We start from the raw sequence: 21,149 nt of genomic DNA, 5'->3' as shown, positions 1-21,149 counted from the left end.
ACTCGCTTACCCGCCTGTATTCAGGCTTGCCATTTCTTGGGCTATGCCTGACGTTACGGTAATAGTATGTTTGCTTTTTGAGCCGTACGTTATAGTACTGTTCACTTGCACCATGTTGCATGAAATACCCGCCGTAAAATTAAATTTTCGAGGACAAGGCAAATCTAACGCGCCATTATTTAAGTTACTCATCGTACTCGTTGTTTCGCCAATTTTATTTAACGCTATGGTGCCATTTGGTATTTGAGCTTGAGTGTACAAAAAATGGCTTGTGCCACCTTTAGTAGCTTCATCTGCAATCACTTGTTGCACATTGCCCATTAATAAGTTTTCAGCTTCTTCTCGCTCAAATGCTGCATTGGTAATTTTCATATCCACACTACTGCTACTCATGAGTGTCACCGCTATTCCTGTCACGGCAACAACCATGATCAGCGCAACGACCAATACAATGCCTTGCTGTTTTGAGATCTGTTTTAAATGCGCCATAAGTTTGCCCCTACATTATTTAAGCGGATCGTGGTGGTAAATAAAGCCCGACGGAACCGGTCATCAAACTTAAGGATCCGTTGCTCAGCATCTTCGCCTAGCGTATATGTTTGGTTTAGCTGATTTAAATCAGTATCTTCTTGTAATGCCCGCACTAAAATGAACACTTGTACGGTTAATATTCCCCGACGGTTTTCCCAATCTGTTGCTGTCATATTGCTAACACTTCGATAGGTATCCACTCGGCTGTCATTATTAGTATCTAGGCCAAATAAAAACCGCATATTTTCGACCCCTTCCATAATCGTTTCAGCGATCATGTTACCTTTTGCTGTTAGTCGACGGCGCATCAGTACCGGCACGCTAATGTTTCGCTCGTTAAATTGATAAGTCCTCTCATCAATATAATAAACATGATGGCGATAACGCCACACTGTCGCATTGCCGCTGATTGAAGCGGCTGTAAATGGGCCTTTACGAAATTCAGCTTGTTCTTGTTCAGCTATAAAATAGTAATTATTTGAATCACTATCATCAGGGTTAATTTGCAACCCCTCTAGAAATTTTACCTGTAGAATATCCGTATTTTCTTGTGCATTGGGAATGCAATTAAGCTGGGCGCCTCCTGTAGATTCAACAGCATAGACTGAACGAAAATTACTGTTTGCGTTAAAAACTGGAAAGCTGCCATTATTAAGACCCGCAGAACAATCTGCTGCAGGATTTGCTAAAGTATCCGTGTTTTGTTGTGAAAATGAGTCTTCGTAAAACGTGCCCCAAAAACCTATTTGCTCAATATCACGCTGCATTATATTCAGTGCTAAACGGCCAGTTTCTTGTAACTCGCCAATCGTCATGGTATCTCTGGTCGTGACTTTCATACTGATATAAGTGAACATTACCCCACCAAGCACTAAACCACCGATAAACAATGCCACCATCATTTCAACTAAAGTGAAACCTTGCTGCTTCATATTAGCTCCTTAAGTAAATATAACTTTTCAATACCATTACACGGCGAGTGTTACTTTCTTCACCACAGGTTATTGCTTTTGTCTCAGCATTAGCAGTTATCTCCTGACGCCCTTGCCAACTAACCACCACTTGAATATTAAACGCTTTACCATCACCGCCTGGAGCTACAGTATTTTCAATACACACAGTTGCATCATCGAGAGCGCCGGTATTTTCACGAGCTTGAATAGCTCGGATCCATTGCTGGCGATCAAGTGCGGCAATTTGCGCTGAACTACATGAACCGGTATAACAGGTACGTGACTGTTCAAGTGCCGTGTCACTGTTAAATGTGCCATTGTATTGAGTGATCACCCCTACTCTGTCATTGGCACGCATTCGCTGGATCATATCATTACCTAGGGCCACAGCAGCAGCGCGCTGCATAGAATCAAAGCTGGCCTGTTTTGCTTTTGCTTGTAATGCTACTGCACCGAGTAAGCCAAAGCTTAGGATCACAAACGCGATTAATACCTCAACTAAGGTAAAGCCTCGTTGTGATGACGAATTGGTGACTCTCATAACACACCTAATATAAAACAATCTGACTATAAGCATATGCGAACACTGTGTATATACAACAATGCTAAGGATGAACGGTTATATTTGTTGATGAATGGTTAACTAGCTTTAGAGATGATCTTTAACGGTTTTATAAGCTCGTCGGCTTACCGGTAATAAGCAGCTACAGTCGCTTAGTGCAACCACATGGCTGCCATCACCCGCTTTTTTTAACGCAACTAAGCGCGATTTATTAATTAATATTTTACGATGGATGCGTAATAACTGGGTGGGATATTCTTGCTCAAGTTGCTTTAAGCTTTGATCAAGCAGTGCTTCGCCGTGAGTGAATATCAAATGCGTGTATTTATCTTCCGCTATCACATAACATACCTCTGCTAACGCCACACTTCTGGTCACGCCTGCAAGTTGATAACTGATCATTGCAGGTCGTTGCTTGTGCACATGCGCTCTCGTTAAACGCCCTAGCTGCTCTATGGTGTTTGCCAGATTTTGCTCTGTCACCGGTTTTACTAAATAACCCGCAGCACTGAGCTGTAATGCATCTAAAGCATGCTCAGGATGAGCGGTGACAAAAATAATCGCAGGTGGTACCGGCAGCTTATTCAATTGTGTCGCAACTTCTAAACCGCTCATCGCTGGCATATCAACATCCAGAAATACAATATCTGGGGCCTGCAACTTAACTTGTTGCAAAGCCTCATTACCACTACTTGCTTGAGCTACATGCTGATATTCAGGGTAGTTAGCAAGTAACCGCAGAAGACGCGCGCGGGCTAAGGGCTCATCATCAACAATTAAAATTTTCATACTGGCACCAGCGTATTCTCAATATTTAAAGGCAGCACTAATTTAACTCGGAACATCCCCTCACGAGCTGTTACGGTTAACTTTGCTCGACCGTGATAATAAAGATCTAACCGCTGGCGAATGTTATCTAGTGCCATACCATTACCCGGGCGTTTTTGCTGCTCAGTCGAAATTGGATTCTCCACTAAAATAACTAATGAGCGTTTTGTGATATGCAACTCAACGTAAATTGTCGCACCAGTCAGCGCAGGCTCAACGCCATGACACACTGCATTTTCTAGTAATGGTTGCAGTGTTAAACATGGAATAGTGATAGCTGGTAACTGTTCAGGTAGTTGCCAATTAACTTGCAAGCGCTCTGCAAAGCGCCAGCTTTCTAACTTTATATATTGCTGAGTGAGTGTGATTTCATCGGCTAATGCGGTTTCTTTGCCAACCCGCATAGCGGCTTGTGATAATGCAGCAAGCGCTAAAATTGCTTGCTCTGCGGCTTGTGGATCATAATGGGTCAGTTCAGCGGCGGTATTGAGACTGTTATACAAGAAGTGCGGACGGATACGTGCCTGTAAGGCATCTAATTCAGCTCGAGCTAAGGCGTTGGTTTGTTGTTCTTTTTCAAAATGAATTGTTAAAAATTGAATGAATAATGCGGTGACTAAAAACACTACTAGTAGGTTTCTTAAAATAAACTCATAGCTATTTTGTTGCACAAAATAATCACCAGCAAACTCAATTAACAAACCACTAAAAACAGCTGTTGTAAGTAGTAATGAGAGCATTAAGGCAGTCAATTGCAGTGCTTGTCTTAGCTGCTGGAGTTGTGTTCGCAGTAAGTAAAGCCAAGTTAGACTAGACAAAAATGTGAGATGTACAAACAAGCTGATCCCACCGAGGCGGATCCAAATATCATCCGCAGTTGCAGGAGCGAACGCAAGTATAGTGGCGATAACTTGCGCCACCACTAACGTAGCAAGTACGCCGCGTTCTTTAAACAGCGCCGCAAAAAGCAAAGTATTGGTTTGCACCGACTTGCTCATTGCGCGCTCCTTAAAAATGTCCTGTCAGTACGCTAAGGTTAGCGTAGCTCAACGGGTACAGCAAATACGATATTTTCTTCTTCGCCTGGATTTTCAATTACCTGCTTACCGCCAAGTTCCTTAAGACGATTGATCACTTGTTGTACTAACACTTCTGGTGCCGATGCACCCGCCGTAACACCAACCGCTTTGGCATTGGTAAACCAGTTATCTTCTACATTGCTGGCATCATCAATTAAATAAGCCACAGTGCCCATTTTATCTGCCAGTTCACGTAAACGATTAGAGTTAGAGCTATTCTTTGCCCCGACTACCAATAACACATCAACTTTATCGGCTAAATCACGCACTGCATCTTGACGATTTTGGGTCGCGTAGCAAATATCATCTTTACGTGGCCCATCGATTGATGGAAACTTTACTCTCAGTGCATCAATTACATCTGCGGTGTCATCAACCGATAAAGTAGTTTGGCTGCAATAAAATAAATTATTAGGGTTTTTAACACTCAGTTTCATAACATCTTCAGGTGTTTCTACTAAGTAGATACCGCCGGCATCGTTATCATACTGACCCATAGTACCTTCAACCTCAGGGTGACCATGATGACCAATTAAGATACATTCAGTGCCTTTACGGCTCGCTCGAGTTACTTCCATATGCACTTTAGTCACTAACGGGCACGTAGCATCAAATACTTTTAAATCTCGGCGTTTAGCTTCACTGCGTACAGCTTGTGACACGCCATGGGCACTAAAAATAACAATGCTGTCGTCTGGCACTTGATCCAGCTCTTCAACAAATACCGCACCACGATTTTTTAAACCATCTACAACATAACGGTTATGTACTACTTCATGGCGCACATAAATTGGCTTTTCAAAGATATCTAAAGCACGCTCAACAATGCTGATAGCACGGTCAACGCCAGCACAAAATCCACGTGGGTTTGCTAGTAAAATATCCATTAGCCATTCACCTCTAAAATATCAACTTCAAAGGTTAAACGTTGGCCTGCCAGCGGATGATTAAAATCAATCGTTACAGACTCCCCTTGCACTTCACGTACAACACCCGGTAACTCAGTACCATCCGGTTGTGTAAAGGCAATGATAGAACCAACGGTAGCCGGTGTTTCAGGGCCAAATTTACTGCGGTCAACATAATATATGTTATCTGGGTTGGGTTGCCCAAACGCGTCTTCTGGCTCAAGCTCAAATGACTTACTGTCGCCTGGCGCTAAACCAAACAAACACTTTTCAAAGTTTGCCGTCAAGCTGCCATCGCCCATTGTTAATTTAGCAGGCTTATTATGTACTTTGGTTGAGTCAGCAGCAGAGCCATCCGATAGTTTAATTGAAAAATGAAAAATAACTTCTGACTTTTCACCGATTACAACTTGGCTCATGCTTTTTGCTCCTTAGGACTTTCGCCAGTAAAGGCATCAAATAATAATAATGCAGCACCAATACAAATGGCACTGTCAGCAATATTAAATGCAGGGAAGTTCCAGTTTTCGTAGTAGAAGTGCAAAAAGTCAACCACATAACCATAAGTCATACGGTCGTATAAATTACCCAGCGCTCCCGCAAGTACTAACGAATAAGCCCCACAAAGCACCTTGTTGGTCGCAGGTAAACGTTTTAACCACCAGATCAACAGCACACTAATTGATATTGCAATAATGCTTAAAAACCAACGTTGCCAACCACCCGCTTCACTTAAAAAACTAAAAGCGGCTCCGTAGTTGTGTACGTAAGTAAGATTAAAAAACGGTAAAATATCAATTGAATCACGTAAGTTCATGGTTTTAACAACCAGTGTTTTCGTAGCAAAGTCTACTACTAAAAGTAGTAGACTTAACCATAGCCACACTAAACCACTTTTTTGGGCTAGTTTGCTCACTTAATACTCCTATGCGAACTGACGCGTCTCGCCTTCGCCGTCAACATTGCTCACACAACGGCCACAAATTTCTTCATGAGCAGGGTTTGCACCTACATCATCACAGTAATGCCAACAACGTTCACACTTTTGTGCATCGGTTGCTGATACTGCAATATACAGACCTTCAATCTCTGTCGCTTGAGTGCCATCAGGCTGTGCATCAACCGCTGTTACCGTAACTTTAGAAGTTAAGAACACAAAGCGTAATTCATCACCCAGCGCGGCCAATTTTGCAGCTAGCTCAGCATTAGCATAAAGAGCTACATTGGCTTGCAATGTTGCACCTATTACGTCTTCTTTACGAGCACCTTCAAGGACGCGGTTTACTTCATCACGCACAGTAAGAATAGTTAACCAATCATCGTTACTAAACTGACCTTCGCTAACAGCTTTTAAGCCATCATACCAAACTGAAGTAAATACATACTGGTCACGTTCACCTGGTAGTGCTTGCCAAATTTCTTGTGCTGTAAAGCTCATGATTGGCGCCATCCAACGCGTCATCGCTTCTGCAATATGATACAGCGCAGTTTGACACGAACGACGGGCATGACTATCACTTTTAGCTGTGTATTGACGGTCTTTGATCACGTCTAAGTAGAATGAACCTAACTCACCAGTACAGAAGTTCATTAGCTTTTGCGTTACATGCAGCATTTGATAGCTTTCGTAAGCTGCTAAAATTTCATCTTGTAACTGTGCTGCACGGCCAACAATCCAACGATCCAGTTCAACCATATCGTCGATAGCAACTTGGTCAGTTTTTGGATCAAAACCACTTAAGTTAGCTAATAAATAACGGCTAGTGTTACGAATACGACGGTAGCGATCCGCTGAACGGTTGAAAATTTCATCTGATACAGTCATTTCTGCTGTGTAATCAGTTGAAGCAACCCATAAACGCAAGATATCTGCGCCTAATTTATTCATCACATTTTGCGGCGAAATAACGTTACCTAACGATTTTGACATCTTACGGCCGTTTTCATCCACAGTGAAACCATGCGTTAGCACTTGACGATAAGGCGCATGGCCATTAATTGCCACTGAAGTCATCATTGATGACATAAACCAACCACGGTGTTGATCTGAACCTTCCAGGTATAAATCAGCTGGGCCAACTAAATCTTCACGGGCATCAACCACACACGCGTGTGTTACACCTGAGTCAAACCATACATCTAACGTATCTTGTACTTTCATGTATTGTTGAGCGTCAGCTTCACCAAGTAAAGTCGCAGGCTCTAAGTCGTACCATGCTTGAATACCTGATTTTTCGACCAGCTGCGCCGCTTTTTCAATCAATGCTTGTGTATCTGGGTGAAGAGCACCAGTGTCTTTATCAACAAATAAAGCAATTGGCACGCCCCAAGTACGTTGACGCGAAATACACCAATCAGGGCGACCTTCAACCATGTTCGCAATGCGGCTTTCGCCCCACTCTGGTAACCACTGCGTGTTTTTAATTTCTTTTAATGAATCTTGACGCAAATTAGCTTGATCCATACTCACAAACCACTGCGGCGTAGCACGGAAGATAATTGGCGTTTTGTGACGCCAGCAATGCGGGTAGCTGTGCGTAAGTGCATGGTGATGCATTAGAGCATTACGCTCGATAAGCACTTCAACTACGCTAGCATTTGCTTTAAATACGTGTTGACCTGCAAAAAGCTCAGTATCAGGCAAGTACACGCCGTTTGCGCCAACAGGGTTAGCCACTTCTAAGCCATACTGTAGACCTGCCACGAAATCTTCTTGACCGTGTCCTGGCGCCGTATGCACGATCCCGGTACCTGAGTCAGTAGTAACGTGTTCAGCAACAATCACTGGTACATTAAAGTCATAAAACGGATGCGCTACTTGTAAATTCTCAAGTGCTGAACCGGTTACATACCCTAATACGTGGTAATGATTAAAACCATAACGATCCATGGCATCTTTAACCAGCTCTGAACCTAAGATTAAACGTTGTTGTGCGCCTTCATCATCCACTTGCACTAGTGCGTATTCTAAATCAGCATGTACAGCAACTGCGCGGTTAGCAGGCAGGGTCCAAGGTGTCGTAGTCCAGATCACAGTGCTAACGGTGCCTGTGCCTTGATGATCCGCTTTTAAATCAAATGCGCTTACCACCGCAGCTTGATCAACAAACTGAAAACGTACATCAATTGCTGGCGACTGTTTATCTTGATATTCAACTTCAGCTTCTGCTAATGCTGAGCCACAATCTGTACACCAATGCACAGGTTTTGCGCCTTTGTGTAAGTGGCCATTTTTGATAATACGGCCTAGTACACGAATTGCATTGGCTTCAAAATCAAAGTTCATGGTTAGATAAGGCTTATCCCAATCAGCAAAAACACCTAAACGTTTAAAATCAACTTTTTGACCTTCAACTTGTTTTTTCGCATAGGCACGGCATTTTTCACGAAATTCTGCCGCCGTAACTTTTACACCCGGCTTACCTACTTTTTTCTCTACCATTAATTCAATTGGTAGACCATGACAATCCCAGCCCGGTACGTACGGTGCATCAAAATCAGATAAAGTTTTTGATTTTACGATAATGTCTTTTAGAATTTTATTTACTGAATGGCCTAAATGGATATCGCCATTTGCATACGGAGGGCCGTCATGCAAAATAAAGGTCTTTTTACCTTTTTTAGCGTTGCGAATTTGACCATATAGGTCGTCTTCATACCATGTTTTAAGCATTTTTGGCTCACGTTGTGCCAAATTGCCGCGCATTGGAAATTCTGTTTCCGGTAAATTCAAAGTATGCTTGTAGTCGCTCATTAATCCTAGTTTCCGTATCGGCTACCTAATTTAAACCAAAACACTGTTTAGCGGCAGCAACATCAGTTGCTATTTGTGCCGTCAATTGTGTTAATGTCTCGAATTTTTTCTCATCGCGAAGTTTTTTAATTAACTCCACGTGCATAAACTGTCCATAAATATCTTGCGCAAAGTCGAACAAATGAACTTCTAATAATGCGCGTGTTCCATTAAATGTGGGTTTGTTGCCAATATTTGCAACCCCATACACTGTTTTATCGTTTAACGTTACTTGCACAGCAAACACCCCATTTACTGGGCATACTTGCCGTTTTAATGCGATATTCGCAGTGCGAAAACCAAGTTCTCGGCCGCGCTTCCAGCCATGGATCACTCGCCCTGATATTGCATAATCATGACCGAGCATCGCTTTGGCGTGCACGAGTTGACCATCAGCAAGTGCTTGACGTATCAATGTGCTACTTACTCTAGCATTTAATTGTCGAAAACTCGCGGTGCTTTTTACATCCATCTGCGCCGCTTGGCCCATTTTAGTGAGGAGATTAAAATCCCCTTGGCGCCTTTTACCAAAGCGAAAATCATCACCTACTGTTAACGCTTTCACACCAAGTTTATTAACCAGTATTTCTGTTACAAACTGCTCTGCTTGCATATTGGCGAATTGTTGATTAAAACTAATGCAAATAACGCGGTCTACGCCCAATTTAGCTAATAAAAGTAGCTTGTCACGTAATCGCGTTAGTCGAGCTGGTGCATTGTCTTTAGCAAAAAACTCCTGCGGCTGCGGCTCAAATAACATTACCGTGCTGGGTAAGTTATATTTCTTAGCGTCATTGAGTAACCCATTGAGCACTGCCGTATGACCTAGATGCACACCATCAAAATTACCAATGGTCAACACACAGCCATAGTGCTGCGCACGAATATTGTGAATACCTCTAATTAACTCCATGCCACCTAATGCCTTAATGCGCGTTATGTACCGAGTAAAATTTCACTTGGGTTACAGAACCACCGATTATACCCAAACCACCTCAAGATGCGAGTTTCAGTTAATTTTTTTAGTCCAATTATGCAGTAATAACGTTTTTTATGGTATTTAGTCGCACACCGAGTAAAAACAATACAAAAAAGTACACAACGCCTGCCAACGCAAGTAAGCCTGAAAGCAATACAACTTGCTCACTAAAATGCCATTGACGCCATAAAAACTGCGTTGCAGCATACCAAACAACACCTCCCATGATTAAAGCAGCGGCAGCACATTTGCAAGTAAACAGTAAACTAAAATGCGAAAATTGATAAACCTGCTCTTTACTTAATTGACGATAAAGTAGGTACGCATTACAACTGGCTGACATCGACGTTGCAAGAGCTAGGCCTAAATAGCCAATAAACGGCGCCAACATAATGTTAAACACCATATTGAGCACTAAGGTAATAATACCAATACGCACTGGCGTTTTGGTATCTTGGCGAGCATAAAAGCCAGGCGCTAACACTTTGATCAGCATAAAGCTGACTAACCCTACCGAATAGGCCATAACCCCCAAACTAACAGCCTGTACATGGTCAATCTCACCGTCTTTAAATGCGCCATGATCAAATAATACTGAGATAATTAGTGGGCTGATGATCATTAAACCAACCATTGCAGGTAAGCCTAAAAAGATCACAAACCGCACCCCCCAATCTAAGGTGTGCTGAAAGTCACTATTCTTTTTGCTACTGTGTAATTTTGATAAGGCAGGCAAAATTACGGTCGCAATACCGATACCAAATAGACCCAGCGGGAACTCAATGAGTCGATCAGAATAATATAACCAAGCAATTGAGCCGGTCATCAACAACGACGCAATCACAGTATCTAATAGTAGATTAATTTGACTAATTGAGACCCCAAATAACGCAGGCAACATTAACTTGCGCACTTTTTTGACATTGTCGTCCTGCCACGCCCAGCGCGGACGGCTCAGCATTTTTGCACGATACAAAAACGGCAATTGAAATAATAACTGCACTATACCGCCGACAAAGACACCGATAGCGAGTGCATAAGCACCCACTGAAAATTTATCATGTAAGAAAATGGCACAGGTTATAATCGAAATATTGAGTAAAACAGGTGTAAATGCAGCTACAGCAAAACGATTATAAACATTCATCACCGCGCCACTGAGCGCAACGAGGCTTACAAAAAATAAATAAGGAAAAGTGAGCTTAAGTAAACTACTGGCTAAAACAAATTTTTCCCCCTCTGCGCCCCCTTGCCACCACTCAATAAACCAACCGGTTCCAAACAACGCAGCAATAACCGGCGATGCAATAACACCAAAGAGGGTAACAACCAGTAAGATAGTCCCTAAAGTGCCTGCTGCTTGAGCCACAAATAACCTGACTTTATCGTCGCCTTGCTGTTCTTTAATTTCCGACAACACAGGGACAAAGGCCTGTGCAAATGCACCTTCGGCAAATAAGCGACGTAAAAAATTGGGGATCCGATTAGCGAATAAAAAAACATCTGCGGCAGCACCTGCGCCGAGTAAGTTCGCAACCACAGCATCTCGTACTAAACCTAAAATACGCGATATCATTGTCATACAACTTACAATCATACCGGAACGAAATAATCCTTTAGCCACTTTAAACCTGCTTTAAAACCAACAATAAAGCCGATTATGCCACAGTCTTTTTTATAAATCGCTCTAAAGCACTAGGCTGAACTCACCGCCTTTGTTACAATAGCGTCATTAACTGCTAAAGCGGCAAATTGATGTTCGTTATAAAGGAGCAGTTTTTCTTGTTATGTCAAATTTTTATTGACATTCATGATTAAAAAAGGCATATTCCACGGCCTTTAAATTAAGCTTATTTTAAGATTGTTAGGAGCAAACCTTGGCTAACATCAAGTCTGCAAAAAAACGCGCTATCACTAGCGAAAAAAACCGTCAGCATAACGCAAGCCGTCGTTCAATGATGCGTACATACTTCAAAAAAGTAGTTGTTGCTATTGAAGCGGGCGACAAGGAAGCTGCACAGCAAGCTTTCGCAGTTGCTACACCTATTTTAGACCGTTATGCAACTAAAGGTCTAATTCACAAAAACAAAGCAGCTCGTCATAAGAGCCGTTTAGCAGCTAAGATCAAAGCGCTATAATTTGTTTTTGCTAGAATATAAAAAACCGGCCTAGGCCGGTTTTTTTATATCTGCTATTTACCTCATCACACGACTTCTAAATCTGGGTAAAACTTTTTCAACATAGCGGCAATTTTTTTAGGGGTGAACGGCTTTACAACAAACCCTTTAGCACCTTTTTCAATTGCATCTTTAACGTTTTCAACCGTTGAATGAGCCGAGACCATTACCACATTGGTTTCAGGGTTTATCTCATTGATCTGGGCAATAATCTCTTTACCGTCGCCGTCAGGCAATTCTATATCTAAAAAAATAATATTATAATCAGCCGCCTGACATGCACTGATGCATTGTGCAGCTGTTGATGCTTCTTTAACTTTTTCAATGCCTAAGTGCATGAGTGTTTGATTAAGAAAGCTACGCACTGTTCCCACATCATCCACTATTAAAATTGAAAGCTGCGTATTCATAGTTGATCCCCGTAGGTTATGAACTAGGTTTAAGTTATTATGTATATAATTTAATAATCTCATTATAGAGAGCTCTGCTTAAAAGGCCAGATTTGCTTTATGTCGAACAAAATAAAAAAACAATCCTTGTTAGGAAAAACCCCACAACGAAAAAAACCAGCGGCATCAACTAACAAGCGCAAAGCCACCAGCCAAACTCGCGCAGCTCCCCAGCCAACGTCGAGTGCTGTTAGTCCTGAGTTACCGGTAACCAAAAAAAGCCGTACCGGGCTTATCGCTGCCATTGTCGTTGTTTGCACTATTTTAATTATTCCTAAACCGCAATTATTAACCTATGAAAAACTAGGGCTAGTTACACAAAGTGTGTATTGGCCCGGAGTATTTGGTTACGGTGCAATGCTATTTGATTCAAATTTACAACCAAATGCCGATTTAGCACGTAATAGCCTGTATTTATGCCAAAACAATAAACAACCTGAGACCTGTCACAAATATCGAGTAACTGAACAAGCTGGCTTTTTTTCAGCTTTAAATAAATTAATTTTGGATTAAAAAAACTAATCTGAAAATATAAAATTACTTGGTTGAAAGGTGCGCAATTTATCACCATAATGGCGCTCCTTTTTTCAACACATGAACACTGATACAACCATGCTAAACGAGCTAGATTGGCTTTTAAATTTTATACTGTTAGCCCTAGGATTAGGGGCATTTTTTATCAATCAATTAACAATATTGCGTGTCGCGGCGATCAGCGCCTGCGTACTACTGTTTTTATCATTTAGCTTGGATTTAATGTCATCGAGTGTTATTTCAAACATGAGTTTAGTGTTGATCAACACCTTTTACCTGTTCAAAGTTTATACTTTTGGCCAGTTAAATGTGCCGCAGAATTAATATCTCTCCCAAGATAATTTTATATACCCTACTGAGTTTTACTCAGTAGGGTATTTTTTTGCGCAGGAAGAACTTGGGCAGAAAAATGAACTAAGTTATACCAACAAATGGCTACAGGAAATTGATTGCGTGTTAGCTTTTCATAGTGCATTGAGACACCATGGAGGAAGTGGCGCAACCTATGTATTGATAAAGAAAAGTGATGAGAAAAAGAGTGAAAACCGGGAGCGTCACAGTAAACGCTGACCCGGTGTAAATAATGAGCGCTGAGTAAAGCTTATTATTGTGTTTGCTCTTGTATAACCTCAGCTTGCTCATTCGCACCAGCTTGGTTAAACCATGCGGACACGCCCATTAAAATAATAGAGATCACAATAATACTGAGTTTTACACCACCCTGTTGCTGTTTCATAATAAACCTTATTGTTATTTTTATTATAAAGATACCTACCTAGGTTAACCAAAATAACATATGTTAACAATATGTATTCATCAATTATTAATAACCTTTTGTTCTATCAACCTTATTAATTAGTTTATTGCCTGTTTGCAAGCGCTGTACATTTTCAGCAATTTGCTGCGTCACACTGTCAACATCAGAGAGTGCTGCGCAATGCGGGGTGATAGTAATTGCTGGGTGGTGCCAAAATGGGTGTTCGGCTGCTAAAGGCTCATCCTCGAAGACATCCAACGTTGCTGCACGAATAACCTGATTGTCTAATGCCCACAGTAAGTCCTCTTCGACGACATGCTGCCCACGGGCTACATTTATTACCACCGCGTGTGGCGGTAATTGTGCTAATAAATCACGATTAATAAACCCTTTGGTTTGTGCTGTAAGTGGCAATAAACACACTAAATAATCAGCTCGCGGTAGCGCTTTCGCCAAGTCACTGCGTTGATGAATACTATTTACCCCAGCAATATCTTTAGGGCTTTGCGAAAAGGCAGTGACGCTAAAATTATTAGCAACTAAGCGTTGAGCGCAACGTTGCCCCAACTCACCAAAACCAAGCATAGCCACATGTTGATGTTTAAAAGCGCGCTTAGGCTGCCACAACTGGTTTTGCTGTTTAATAAAGTACTCTTTAAGCCTGAGTTTGTGCGCTAAAGTATGAGTAAGTACATATTCGGCCATATCTTCAGCTAAGTTATCATCCACTATCCGTGTTACAGCAACGCTATCAGGGATTAAATTCATATCGATGCTATCAACGCCTGCGCCAAAAGAAGAGACAGCTTTTAGGTTTGGCAGCTGCGGCCACATCTGTGCTGGCGCAAGCCAAGCAATCACAAACTCAACATCGGTTAAGTTTTCACAATCAGGCCATTGTGAAATAGTTATATCCGGTAATTTAGCTGCGAGTGCTGCAATAATTTTACTGCAATCTCGCCCACTTATAGCCACAAGAACATGCATGTTGATACTTTCATCGTTGTTAATTTTGAACAGTATAACCTTAATCAATACTGTTTATCTAACTAGAAAACAATGTGTTGCCGCGACTATTTAAACAGTCACACAACTGCAACCTAACTGTCATAGCAAGCTTTTATGCTGAACACAGATTGAACGCTAGATGACGATGAGGTAATTATGATCAGTGTTGATAAAGTAATCGCAGCAAACCTACCACAGTTAGAAAATTCCCCTAAAGTAAAAGGGTTAGTGAAAAAGGGCTTAGGTTATTTACTTCATGAGCAAGAATTTGTTGCCTTTGGTGATGCATACCCACATTTACAAGGAATAGAATTTGTTGAGCAAGTACTTGATGAACTCGATTTTGATACACGTTATAAACCAAAACAAATCGAGCATATTCCAAGTGAAGGTAAGTTAGTTATTGTTGCTAACCACCCTATTGGCTCTTTAGATGCACTGGCATTAATTAAAGTATTATCAAGTGTACGTAAAGATTTAAAAGTCGTCGCAAATCGCATGCTGATGTCAGTCACACCAATGCATTCATTATTATTACCCGTGGATAATTTATCTGGTACGAGCAAGAAGCAGGAGTTGACCAATATTCATCAACACCTAAGGGATGAAGGAGCACTTTTAATTTTCCCTGCGGGGGAAGTATCACGACTAAGCCCAACAGGTATTAAAGACTGTAAATGGAACAGTGGCTTCTTACGGATCGCCAAAAAAGCGAATTGCCCTATTCTGCCCATTTTTATTAAAGCCAAAAATAGCCCACTATTTTATGGTACCTCGATGATTTACAAGCCGTTAGCGAGTTTATTACTGGTTAAAGAAATGTTTAAGCAACGACAAAAGTCATTAGAGTTTGAAATTGGCGCGTCTATTCCGCCAGAATCTTATTTAATAGAAAACCTAAAAGACAAAGAGGTGGTAAACCTTATCCGTAAGCAGCTGTATATGCTTACTTCAAAAAAAACCTTACCACTGAAAACTCAAACCCCTATTGCCACGCCTGAATGTCGCAAAGAACTTAAAAAAGCCATAGAGCAATGCGAACGTTTAGGGAGTACCCAAGATGGCATGCAAATATACCTTTATCAATATCAAGGCAGCTCACCGATTTTTAGAGAGCTTGGCCGATTGCGAGAGATTTCGTTTCGTACCGTTGGTGAAGGCAGTGGTAAGCGTCGTGATATTGATAAGTACGATATGGATTATCAGCACTTGGTTTTATGGGATGGCTCACAACTTGAGCTGGTTGGCGCGTACAGACTAGCCTGCGCGCAAGCTATTATTGATAAACACGGCCGCAAAGGTCTATATACTGACAGCTTATTTGCCTACAGTGATGAAATGACCCCCTATTTCAAGGCGGGTATCGAGCTTGGCCGCAGCTTTGTGCAACCTAAATATTGGGGGCGTAAAAGCCTTGAATATTTATGGTATGGCATCGGCGCATTTATTCAAAACTATCCACAATATCGCTATTTATACGGTGCGGTGAGTGTTTCAAACGCCCTGCCAGAGCAAGCTAAAGCGCTGCTAGTACATTACTATCAACATTATTATGGTACTGCGCAAAAACTCGCCACCCCTAACAATGAGTTTAAACTGACTGAGCAGCAGTTTAAACAATGCCAAAACCTATTTTGTGGTGATGATGTTAAAGAAGACTTTGTTGAGTTGAAGCATATTCTTGCCAATATGGGCGCACAAGTGCCTACTCTATTTAAACAATACACCGAACTATGTGAGTCTGGCGGCGTACAGTTTTTAAGTTTTAGTGTTGATCCAGATTTCAACAACTGCATTGATGGCTTAGTACTTGTTGATCTTGAAAAAGTAAAAGAAGGCAAAGCAAAAAGATACTTAGGCAAAGAATCAATTTAGCTTCATAGCAGTACGCTTAACCCCTAGATTAATAAAGTTTTGCCTGCATCAAATAGGCATCCGTACCATAGCTGCTACTGATACTTTGCTCTACATACTCAAAGCCTTGTCGCTGCCAAAATCCCACTGAGTTTTGTAAAGCCACAAGTCTGATCTGCTGGTATGCCGATAATAAAGCATGCTGATGCAAATGTTGGTACATCAATGTCGCTACTCCACGACCTAATGCACTTTTAGATACAGCTAGATCATGAAGAAATAAAGTACTACCTGTCGTCTCTCTTGGTAATGGCTGAAATAATTTTGGCGGCGCGTCACTATGCCAAGCATGTGCTAACAAATAGCCAACAATGCTTTCGTCTTGCTGGTAAACAAAACAGCTTTCGGGCGAGTTATACCATTTACTTTTCAGCACAGCTAAACTTTCAGGCTCAACACTTAAGTATGCCTGTGCTTGAATTTTTAACACTGCAGACCAAGTTTGATCATTGATCAATTTTATTGTCATTTTTACATCCAACCTTTCTAAGCTATAAGGTTGGTTTAATTACAAAGCCTTTTTCAATACCGGCTTGAAACCCGACTGACTCGTATAAAGCGTGTGCTGCTGTTAGTTTTTCGCCTGATAACAGCATAACCTTGCAGCAATTTTGTTGCCATGCTGTACTAATTGCAAATTCTAATACTTGGCGACTCAAACCTTGTCTACGAAATTTTTTTGCCGTAATTACATGCTCTATCATTGCAAATGGTCTTGCGCTATTGGCGATGCTTTTATTGATAGTCAAAGTACATGTTGAAGTAAGCTCGCCCGCTATATCTGCAACGATCAAAAAGGTTTGAGGGTCTTCGATCATCGCCTGCCATGCTTGTTTGGCAAGATTACTGTCTAACTCTGGATCTGCTGGGCGCAGCTCTTTATATAATTTTAAAACTGCCGTTAAATCATCTTTCTTAGCCATTCTTATCATTAATTTATTATTCCTTAAATAGACCAAACTAATCACGAAATGGAGTACCTAAAATATACTTTAATGCATAAAAATACCACTGAGAAACTATTTTTCTAGCAAAAAATATGGTTACCTGAATAAGAAGCAAACCACATTAATTCACCTCTCAACTAAAATGAATATTTGCTCTAATAAGCGCGTATAGATCTGCTCTATTTTAAGTAAATCATTAATTGCTACATGTTCATTTACTTGATGAATAGTATGGTTTCTCACACCGCATTCAATGACTTGCGTGTATTGGTTAGCAAAAAAACGCCCATCAGAAGTTCCGCCACTGGTACTTAATAACGGGTAACTCCCGGTTATATCAAAAACCGCTTGCTCTACTTTTGCTAATAAACAATTATGTGTTTGATGACTGGTATAATAGGATTCACAAGGACGCTGCCACTGAATATCTATATTGTGCTGTAAATCAGCGAGCGAAAGTTGAATTTCATTTTTTATATCACTGCTTTTGTAACCATGGCTATACCGGATGTTAAATGTCATTTCACACCATGCTGGCACCATATTATCGACCACATTTGCAACATTAATTCCAGTGACTTGCACACTGGTTTTAGAGCCGGGCTCATCACGTAGCCAGTTAATCGTAGTTAAGCGCTTTACTACATCGGCACTTAGGTGAGCTGCATTTAAGGTGTTTTCAGGGTATGCAACATGACCAGCCTTACCTTTAATTGTTAACTGCGCTGAAAGCGCCCCACGACGGCCATTTTTGATCGTATCACCCACCTGCAAGTGACTGGTTGGTTCACCCACAATACAACCCGCTAATTGCACACCTTGTTGTGCTAAACGCTCAGCAATAAGCAGTGAACCATATTCGGCTTCACCTTCCTCATCTGAGGTGATCAACCAATAAAAAGTACCTTGCTTATTCGCCGTATGGCTTACTAAAGCGCGACTTGCTGATAACATAGCTGCAACGCCTCCTTTCATATCAGCGCTACCGCGACCATATATAGCACCGTCAATGATCTCCCCAGAGAATGGCTCTACTCGCCACGGCCCACCAGAGGCTGGCACAACATCTATATGACCTGAAAAAGCATAGTTAGGCCCATCACCAAAGCTAATTTTGGCAATGAGATTAGTCACTTTATTAAAGGTAAATTGGTCACAATCAAAACCTAGTGCATTTAACTGCGCACTAAGCCAATCGATTGCGCCTGCTTGCTGAGGCGTCACAGATTTGAACTTGATCAGCGTTTGTAAATCGTCAACCACAGCATTACTTTGGGTTGCTCGCTGGAGAATGTGAGGTTGGGCTGCAAAGGTCATAATAAACACACCAATTAAAATAAAGTGTACTCATTACAACCTGAGATTATGACCGCTTTATGAAAACGCGGATTAGTGTGCACCTTCTTCGATAAATGCTTCTTGGGTGACTTGAGCGATGTCTTTATCGTCTTTAGTGAGCTTTGTTTGCTGCCAACGGCCACGCACAAACCACAAGTATGACACCACAGCAACGAGCACATTGGTTACTGCAAACGAGTACCAAATCCCTTGATCGCCAAGTGCCGTGTGTTTTGACAAAATATACGCCGCAGGGAATTGCACCACACATTGAGAAAACAATGCCAATAACATTGCATTAAGCATATTCCCCGATGCTCTAAATGCAGCAACGACACATAACTGCACCCCAATACCACCCCAAGTTAAGCACATAACCCGAATAAACTCGGCTCCTTTACTGATCACAGCTTGATCATCAGGAATAAAAAATGCCACTAAGTGAGGCGCAAATAGATAAGCAAGTACACCAATAAAAGATAGGCCACATAAGCCCCACAGCACTGCCAGTTTAGTAATTTGTTCAGCTCTGTGTGGATTGCCAGCCCCCATGTTTTGCCCAACCAAGGTAGAAACAGCCATAGACAACCCCATTGCTGGGATCATCACCATCTGCAAAATATTAGAGCCAACACCATAAGATGCAATGGTCTGAGTGCCAAAACTGGCCACCAAGAACGACATAATAATAAGCCCAAATGCACGCGCAGAGAGCTCAACAGAGCCTGGCGCGCCTAAATAAAATGCCTGTTTTATATAACTGTAATCAGGGGCGAAACTTGATAGCTTAAGCTTAATACCATGACGACCACGTAAAAATATAATAATCCCAGCAATGGCCGCTAAGCTTTGTGTCACTAAGGTGGCTAATGCCGCTCCCATTACGCCTAAGCCTTCAAAACTGCCATAGCCAAAAATAAATAGCGGATCGAGTACAAAATTCAACAGCACGGTCACTGTCACTATGATCAAGGGCACTTTTGTTTGCCCAATCCCGCGCATTAAGGCCTGAAACATGGCATAAATAAATACAAACACCACACCTGCAAACGACACATGCATGAATTTTAAAGCATCGCTATAAACCGCATCCTCAACACCGAGCAAGTGCAAAAAGTAAGGTGATAATAAATAGCCAATTACCCCTAATATAATCGCTGTCACTGTCACCATCAGTACGGTTTGTGCGGCAACATGATTCACTTTATCTTGCTGGCCTGCGCCCATATATTGCGCGGATAAAATAGCGCCAGCCATCGCAAGTCCAGAGCCTATTGCGATCACTAAAAAAGTTACCGGCATACTGACAGACACAGCCGCCACTTGCGCTGCGCCTAAGCGGCCAACCCAAAAAGCATCGGTTAATTGATAAGCTGATTGCAAGATATTGATAAGAATAATAGGAACGGCAAGTTTTAACAGTGCTTTGCTGATAGAGCCAGATAAAAAAAGGTGGTTAGTATCGTTCATTTTATGCCCTTGTATTGAACCACAAGTATACCTTATTTCTATGACCTCTTGATGAATTGCGCAAAAAAAAAGAGTCCCATGTCAATAAGTTTCAGTGCTCAAATAAGCAAAGCTTAATCTACATCAAATAAACGCAACAGCACTAAATGCAGGGTGATAAAGCTTGATCTAGAACAGCTTTTTATTTTTCGATTAATTGATAATAGCGTCAATTCAAAAAATAGAGTTCTCGGAGAACAGCATGAAAAAACAACTTAGCGCAGCGTTACTCACTTCACTTTTAATAGCCTCTCCTTTTGCTAGTGCAAACTTTAGCGTTAATGTAGGTGCTATTAGTGTTGACCCTGACAACAGTAGCTCAGCAATAAATGAAGCGCCTACTCTTGGCTTAAAAGGCGGTGCGGATACCCAACTAGGTGTCACCATCGACTATGCTTTTAATGACAAGTGGGTACTTGAGCTAGTTACAGCCACACCTTTTGACCACAACGTAAATGGTACCGGCGGTTTAGCAGGCAATAAAATTGCAGATATTAAACAATTACCACCGACATTGTTTGCCCAGTATCACTTCTTTGATAACAGCTATGCGTTTCGCCCGTTTGTTGGTGTAGGTATTAACTACACGGTGTTTTTTGATGAGCAACCAACGGATGCACTCAAAGCAACATTAGGCACTGATAACGTAGAAGTTAAATTAGACAATTCTTTTGGCTTTGCAGCCCAAGCAGGCTTTAACTATATGATGAATGAAAACTGGGGCTTACATGCCATGGTATCAGTTATCGATATCGAAACTGATGCAACTGTTTACGCAGATGGCGCACAAGCTTTAACGTCAACAGTGAAAATTGACCCTGTTGTTGCAATGTTAGGGGTAAAATACGCTTTTTAATTAGCCACTAAAAAAGGCCTAACGGCC

General features: G+C 41.5%; 23 protein-coding genes and 1 pseudogene. 6 read left to right on the top strand and 18 right to left on the bottom strand.

Annotated elements, in window-relative coordinates:
* Nucleotides 1-6 precede the first annotated feature (6 nt).
* From A7968_RS07010 to murJ, 11 genes are all read right to left on the bottom strand, one after another.
* Nucleotides 7-489, bottom strand: a complete 483-nt coding sequence (locus A7968_RS07010; RefSeq protein WP_064665845.1) for a pilus assembly PilX family protein — start codon at nt 487-489, stop codon at nt 7-9.
* Nucleotides 477-1,463 (bottom strand): PilW family protein, encoded by a 987-nt coding sequence (locus A7968_RS07005; protein ID WP_064665844.1) that lies wholly within the window; start codon nt 1,461-1,463, stop codon nt 477-479. The genes A7968_RS07010 and A7968_RS07005 overlap by 13 nt, the downstream gene beginning before the upstream one ends.
* Nucleotide 1,464: 1 nt before the next feature.
* A complete protein-coding gene (gene pilV, locus A7968_RS07000; protein ID WP_064665843.1) occupies nt 1,465-2,025 on the bottom strand; it encodes a type IV pilus modification protein PilV in 561 nt (186 codons plus the stop codon).
* 108 nt (nt 2,026-2,133) lie between these two features.
* Entirely contained in the window at nt 2,134-2,835 is a 702-nt protein-coding gene (locus A7968_RS06995) for a LytR/AlgR family response regulator transcription factor (protein WP_064665842.1), read from the bottom strand.
* Nucleotides 2,832-3,872, bottom strand: a complete 1,041-nt coding sequence (locus A7968_RS06990) for a sensor histidine kinase (RefSeq protein WP_064665841.1) — start codon at nt 3,870-3,872, stop codon at nt 2,832-2,834. Before A7968_RS06990 ends, A7968_RS06995 begins: the two co-directional genes overlap by 4 nt.
* Nucleotides 3,873-3,910: 38 nt before the next feature.
* The gene (ispH, locus tag A7968_RS06985) at nt 3,911-4,840 is read right to left on the bottom strand and encodes a 4-hydroxy-3-methylbut-2-enyl diphosphate reductase (protein WP_064665840.1); all 930 of its coding nucleotides are present in this window, start codon (nt 4,838-4,840) and stop codon (nt 3,911-3,913) included.
* Nucleotides 4,840-5,280: an FKBP-type peptidyl-prolyl cis-trans isomerase gene (fkpB, locus tag A7968_RS06980; protein ID WP_064665839.1), complete on the bottom strand. Its 441-nt coding sequence runs from the start codon at nt 5,278-5,280 to the stop codon at nt 4,840-4,842. Before fkpB ends, ispH begins: the two co-directional genes overlap by 1 nt.
* Nucleotides 5,277-5,777, bottom strand: coding sequence for a signal peptidase II (gene lspA / locus A7968_RS06975; RefSeq protein WP_064665838.1), 501 nt, complete (start codon nt 5,775-5,777; stop codon nt 5,277-5,279). Before lspA ends, fkpB begins: the two co-directional genes overlap by 4 nt.
* Nucleotides 5,778-5,786: 9 nt before the next feature.
* A complete protein-coding gene (gene ileS / locus A7968_RS06970; RefSeq protein WP_064665837.1) occupies nt 5,787-8,615 on the bottom strand; it encodes an isoleucine--tRNA ligase in 2,829 nt (942 codons plus the stop codon).
* Nucleotides 8,616-8,640: 25 nt separating this feature from the next.
* Complete coding sequence (gene ribF / locus A7968_RS06965) at nt 8,641-9,567, bottom strand: bifunctional riboflavin kinase/FAD synthetase (protein ID WP_064665836.1); 927 nt, start codon at nt 9,565-9,567, stop codon at nt 8,641-8,643.
* Between the two features lie 118 nt (nt 9,568-9,685).
* Entirely contained in the window at nt 9,686-11,215 is a 1,530-nt protein-coding gene (gene murJ, locus A7968_RS06960; RefSeq protein WP_064665835.1) for a murein biosynthesis integral membrane protein MurJ, read from the bottom strand.
* Between the two features lie 295 nt (nt 11,216-11,510).
* On the opposite strand from murJ, the gene rpsT reads away from it, so the two are divergent.
* Nucleotides 11,511-11,771, top strand: coding sequence for a 30S ribosomal protein S20 (gene rpsT / locus A7968_RS06955; RefSeq protein WP_016708897.1), 261 nt, complete (start codon nt 11,511-11,513; stop codon nt 11,769-11,771).
* A 65-nt stretch (nt 11,772-11,836) separates the two neighbouring features.
* Here rpsT and A7968_RS06950 read toward each other — a convergent pair whose 3' ends face one another.
* Entirely contained in the window at nt 11,837-12,220 is a 384-nt protein-coding gene (locus A7968_RS06950; RefSeq protein ID WP_064665834.1) for a response regulator, read from the bottom strand.
* A gap of 99 nt (nt 12,221-12,319) precedes the next feature.
* Between A7968_RS06950 and A7968_RS06945 the strand changes: the two genes are divergently transcribed.
* The 3 genes and pseudogenes from A7968_RS06945 to A7968_RS22865 all read left to right on the top strand — a co-directional run.
* Nucleotides 12,320-12,772: a hypothetical protein gene (locus tag A7968_RS06945; RefSeq protein WP_064665833.1), complete on the top strand. Its 453-nt coding sequence runs from the start codon at nt 12,320-12,322 to the stop codon at nt 12,770-12,772.
* Between the two features lie 99 nt (nt 12,773-12,871).
* Nucleotides 12,872-13,117, top strand: a complete 246-nt coding sequence (locus A7968_RS23525; protein ID WP_064665936.1) for a hypothetical protein — start codon at nt 12,872-12,874, stop codon at nt 13,115-13,117.
* Between the two features lie 93 nt (nt 13,118-13,210).
* Nucleotides 13,211-13,363: pseudogene (locus A7968_RS22865) on the top strand (Smr/MutS family protein); the annotation flags it as partial.
* Between the two features lie 34 nt (nt 13,364-13,397).
* Here the strand turns inward: A7968_RS22865 and A7968_RS23705 are convergent.
* Together A7968_RS23705 and A7968_RS06935 are read right to left on the bottom strand one after the other, a co-directional pair.
* Nucleotides 13,398-13,529 (bottom strand): hypothetical protein, encoded by a 132-nt coding sequence (locus A7968_RS23705; RefSeq protein ID WP_263973403.1) that lies wholly within the window; start codon nt 13,527-13,529, stop codon nt 13,398-13,400.
* Nucleotides 13,530-13,616: 87 nt separating this feature from the next.
* Nucleotides 13,617-14,537, bottom strand: coding sequence for a 2-hydroxyacid dehydrogenase (locus tag A7968_RS06935; protein WP_064665832.1), 921 nt, complete (start codon nt 14,535-14,537; stop codon nt 13,617-13,619).
* Nucleotides 14,538-14,714: 177 nt separating this feature from the next.
* Between A7968_RS06935 and olsF the strand changes: the two genes are divergently transcribed.
* Nucleotides 14,715-16,433, top strand: coding sequence for a bifunctional ornithine lipid synthase OlsF (gene olsF, locus A7968_RS06930; RefSeq protein ID WP_064665831.1), 1,719 nt, complete (start codon nt 14,715-14,717; stop codon nt 16,431-16,433).
* A 28-nt stretch (nt 16,434-16,461) separates the two neighbouring features.
* Here olsF and A7968_RS06925 read toward each other — a convergent pair whose 3' ends face one another.
* The 4 genes from A7968_RS06925 to A7968_RS06910 all read right to left on the bottom strand — a co-directional run bounded on the left by A7968_RS06925 (nt 16,462) and on the right by A7968_RS06910 (nt 20,227).
* Nucleotides 16,462-16,941 carry a GNAT family N-acetyltransferase gene (locus A7968_RS06925; protein WP_064665830.1) on the bottom strand — a complete coding sequence of 160 codons (480 nt, stop codon included), beginning with the start codon at nt 16,939-16,941 and terminating at the stop codon, nt 16,462-16,464.
* A 22-nt stretch (nt 16,942-16,963) separates the two neighbouring features.
* Nucleotides 16,964-17,395 (bottom strand): GNAT family N-acetyltransferase, encoded by a 432-nt coding sequence (locus A7968_RS06920; RefSeq protein WP_227008894.1) that lies wholly within the window; start codon nt 17,393-17,395, stop codon nt 16,964-16,966.
* 150 nt (nt 17,396-17,545) lie between these two features.
* Nucleotides 17,546-18,736 carry a succinyl-diaminopimelate desuccinylase gene (gene dapE / locus A7968_RS06915; protein ID WP_064665828.1) on the bottom strand — a complete coding sequence of 397 codons (1,191 nt, stop codon included), beginning with the start codon at nt 18,734-18,736 and terminating at the stop codon, nt 17,546-17,548.
* 72 nt (nt 18,737-18,808) lie between these two features.
* Nucleotides 18,809-20,227: an MATE family efflux transporter gene (locus tag A7968_RS06910; protein ID WP_064665827.1), complete on the bottom strand. Its 1,419-nt coding sequence runs from the start codon at nt 20,225-20,227 to the stop codon at nt 18,809-18,811.
* A gap of 241 nt (nt 20,228-20,468) precedes the next feature.
* On the opposite strand from A7968_RS06910, the gene A7968_RS06905 reads away from it, so the two are divergent.
* A complete protein-coding gene (locus A7968_RS06905) occupies nt 20,469-21,122 on the top strand; it encodes an OmpW/AlkL family protein (protein WP_064665826.1) in 654 nt (217 codons plus the stop codon).
* The last annotated feature ends 27 nt before the right edge of the window (nt 21,123-21,149 follow it).

Origin of the sequence: Pseudoalteromonas prydzensis, from assembly GCF_001661495.1 — a bacterium.
Taxonomy (GTDB): domain Bacteria; phylum Pseudomonadota; class Gammaproteobacteria; order Enterobacterales; family Alteromonadaceae; genus Pseudoalteromonas; species Pseudoalteromonas prydzensis.
Note: the sequence above shows the minus strand (reverse complement) of the source record. Positions and strands in the feature narration are given on the sequence as shown.